The following is a 3,801-nucleotide window of genomic DNA, read 5'->3' as shown; positions in this document are numbered from 1 at the left end:
ATTTTAAAATGGGATTGACAAAAAAGGAGATTGAAATCTGAGAGGTTTCAGGGCCTGTTACTCGCGTAATTTTACGTACAGCGCCGCATGAATCTATCTATTTAATTACTGGCTGGCTTTGACTCCGCGTTAATTGGATTAAATCGTGATGGCTTTATCACATGTCTGCTCAAACTTAATTAAGACTTCTAATTACGGATGCCTCTCCAAAGTTAGTCCAGAGTCTCTGCTGGTTGAGTGTTAAAAGCTATTACCCTGATTTTGCTTACCAAAAGAACCTAGATGATTAACGCTTCCACTAACTCTCGGTCTATTGTCCGTACTACCAATAAACTGAAAAGACTTGGTTACTCTTGTTCGCTAGATTTAACGGTCCCAAAAGACCAAGCGAACTCCCGAATCATCTAGTCTTGTTTACCTATGTTGGCTTGTTCTTCACCAAATTGAATCAACTATCAACGTCATCAGTAACATCCGTACTCGTTTTTCAAACCACTAACTTTGAATTTTCTGATGCCCAACGGTCATTGTTACCAAACTGCGTTGCCATCCAAAACGAACTTCTATAAACGACTTGGCTAATCGTAAGTTACAGTGCAACATAAATTCTATTAACCTCTGTCTGGACTATATTAACTTGTCTCATAACTGCGATAATGACACTTCTATTACCAACAAGTCTTTAAAATCAGATCTTTAGGCTAGTTCTCAATTAGTTAGAGTATCTTTTGTTTGTTAACATATTCTGGAACAGAATAACTTATTATCTTAGAAGGCTTTACATGAAAATCAGTACAATCGCCCTATCGCTATTCACCGCTTTTTTTGGCATCAGCTCGCAGGCGCTTGCTAGTGAAAACGAAAACTCACCTAGAGAGCATGGTCATTTTTATGCTGGTGTTGATATCGGCTTTTATAATGAAACTGAATTAGAATATCGTGGCAGCGCCATTGAAGATTCATCTGATCTATCAGACTTTAGCTATAACTTGGTTGGAGGCTACGAATTCAATACACATGATGTCGTCAAACTGGGGCTAGAAGCCGAGTACCGAAAAATCGGAAAAGTTAGCTATAACGACTTAATGGATATTGAAGGCCATGCTTTCTTCGTAAACATTAAACCAAAGTTTATTGTTGAAGGTGACGTATTAGATCTGTATGTATCTTTATTAGCCGGTGTTGGCTCTATGGATATGGAAGCGAAAGCTTTTGGAGTATCAGACTCTAAGTCTGAAGCAGCCTACCAAGTTGGTGCTGAGCTTGGTGCGATGGTAACAGACAACATCGATATCCATATTGGTTACCGCTATGCAAACGTTGAAATTGAATCCATCGATGTGTCACCTCAAACCGCTTACCTAGGTGCAAGGTACCACTTCTAAACTTGATTCACTCGTAGGCTCAATACTACTAAAGCCGTCCTTTTAAAGCTCGGCTTTAATTTTGATCACCTATTTCCCTACTCGACCTCTACTTTGACAAGACAATTCAACCATAAATAAAGTTACGTTGTATCTTCTGTAAAAAGTTACAACTTGAAAGCTTTGCCCTAACGCAAAATAAACCACTTTAACAGGCTACTATTTCGTGTTTAAATTTTGATCTATCAAACAGTTATACGAATAAATTTGGTGATTAAGCAATCAAATGCTATGCATTCAATCCTTAAAAGTAAATTAAAGTGTTAACATCAGGCAATTTTGTAAACTAGGTGTTTGATATGTTACCTAAACTTTATAAGTTCAGATCGCTCCACGACAGAAACATACAATCTATTTCCGAGTGTTCGTTGTGGTTTGATTACGCTAAAACTTTTAATAACCCTTTTGAATCTAACCACGCATTCAACAAAGAGCTTCAACAAAACTTTAAGATCATGTGTTTCTCTCAGTCGAACGACCACCCAATACTATGGTCGCAGTATGGTGACAACTTTAAAGGCATGTGTATCGAGTATGATCTCAACTGCTATAACGGCGAGGCCAATCTCAACTGTTTTGAAGTCCAGTATGAAGACGAACCGAATATGTTCCGCCCAGCATCGCTAAGAGGTTTACAAACATCAAGACTGGGAGCTGAGATATTCAAAATTAAGCATTCTAATTGGCGTTATGAAAAGGAATACCGCTGGGTATTACCTTATGACGAGATGATCGGAAATAAACTCTACCTTAATAGAGAGTGCCTAAGCTCGGTGATTCTGTCAGAGCACGCTCCTGCCGACAGGAAATTGAAAGTTCTGATGACTTGCCAGCGCCTTGGTATCCCTGTTAAACACGCAATAGCAAAGCAAGAGTCGTTTACCTTCGAAGTGGTCAGTTAAGTAGAGTGTAATCCTACTGTTTAGCGCCAAAACAAGACATTCACATAAAGTTACAGCGCAACAAAAAAGAGAGCGACATTAATGAGACTCTCTCTTTTTATTACATGTTCACCGTAAGCTTTCCCAATCCTTTATCTTGCATCTGCTCAATCGTCGCGATAGACATTTGAACAGTTGAAAACCAATAAGGTCGGTGCTTAACGTTAAATAGTTCACTATTATCTAACGCCTCGAAAACAGAATATTTTCTACCTTGAGCCAAAGCTGCACCATAAACCGTTCGCTCAAGTACTGGAATGTCATTCACTTCCTCTAGAAGTGCCCTCTTGATGAACTGATTTCCAGGGCTCCAATCTATAAATTCAACGAGGTTTTTTAGTAGCTTAAGCTCTAGCTGCTCGACCATTGATTCAAGAAACTGTGTGTTTGGCATCACCTCAGTACAAGCATAATATTCGTCATGCTTGTCACTTGCTTCACGATAACCAAGCATCGTTTTTACCAATGCGTCTTCAAACGTTGAAGAAAAGTGGTTACAAATTAAAAACAAAGGCAGAACTCTCAACACACCAAGTAAAATGCCTACGTTAGGATCTTTAACCGACGTTTCTTGAAGTCGAATTCGAGTCGCATTTGACGTCACGACCAAGTGTTGCCAAACCTTAGGTGTGATGTGTTTAATGTTGCCATCATTCCACTTAATCAGCTGTTGACTCATTAACAATGGGAACAATAAACGACAATTTTCTATTCCTATTTGTCGTGCTGCAACTTTTGGATCGAGAATTACCTTAGATTTCTTTCCATATTTATCTGCAAACTCTTGATTGGAAACAAACTCGATTAAACTTGAGCTCAATGGCCTACTTTTCGCGGATATTTCATGGAGTTTGGAAAAGTTTAAAGATGGCGAATACGCAACACTAGCGAACTGATTGTAATCGGGTAAGTCTGAAAACAACGAACTTATTAAGGTACCTTGAAGCTTCTCAAGCATTAGCGCAGAAGCGGCATTGCTGACATCATCGATAACGTATCGTAAGGTTTGTTGCTTCGCGTCGACTTTTTCACGATGAGCATTGACTCTATCCTGCTCGCAGCGCAATAAAATACGTTGATTGTGAGATATGCGGTCAGATTCATCAAATATGACACTATCACAATACCTATTTTCCAAACTTAGTAACGTGTCTACTGTAGATTGTGCGAGCTTATATTCAGGTGAGATTAACCATCGATTAAAGCGAGCTTCAACATTGATTGAGACCTTCCTTGAGATCTCAACTACTTCAGGGGTATAACTTTTATTTGCTAACAACAACCGTGACTTTCCTTTGCCGTAAATGCTCTTGTATCGGCATATCCTGCCTTTATAACAAAACTAATATTAATAGAAATTAGAGATTGGTTCACGAAATTGTTTCAATAAAATTAAGGATATTTAGTTATAGTGCGTTCATAGACAGAACCTTAAG

3 protein-coding genes are annotated in these 3,801 nt (G+C 38.7%); 2 read left to right on the top strand and 1 reads right to left on the bottom strand.

Translation table 11 applies throughout. The features are described 5' to 3' along the window. The first annotated feature begins 782 nt into the window (after positions 1-782). Complete coding sequence (locus AB4558_RS21905) at positions 783-1,385, top strand: porin family protein (RefSeq protein ID WP_017059668.1); 603 nt, start codon at positions 783-785, stop codon at positions 1,383-1,385. Positions 1,386-1,723: 338 nt separating this feature from the next. Next, a complete protein-coding gene (locus tag AB4558_RS21900) occupies positions 1,724-2,326 on the top strand; it encodes a DUF2971 domain-containing protein (RefSeq protein ID WP_372074872.1) in 603 nt (200 codons plus the stop codon). Positions 2,327-2,426: 100 nt separating this feature from the next. Here the strand turns inward: AB4558_RS21900 and AB4558_RS21895 are convergent, their stop codons facing one another. Then, positions 2,427-3,647 carry a hypothetical protein gene (locus AB4558_RS21895; protein ID WP_017066879.1) on the bottom strand — a complete coding sequence of 407 codons (1,221 nt, stop codon included), beginning with the start codon at positions 3,645-3,647 and terminating at the stop codon, positions 2,427-2,429. Positions 3,648-3,801 lie beyond the last annotated feature (154 nt).

Origin of the sequence: Vibrio sp. 10N.222.51.C5, assembly GCF_041474575.1 — a bacterium.
GTDB classification, from domain to species: Bacteria; Pseudomonadota; Gammaproteobacteria; order Enterobacterales; family Vibrionaceae; genus Vibrio; species Vibrio crassostreae_C.
The sequence above is the reverse complement of the archived record's forward strand: the minus strand, read 5'-3'. Positions and strand labels throughout refer to the sequence as shown.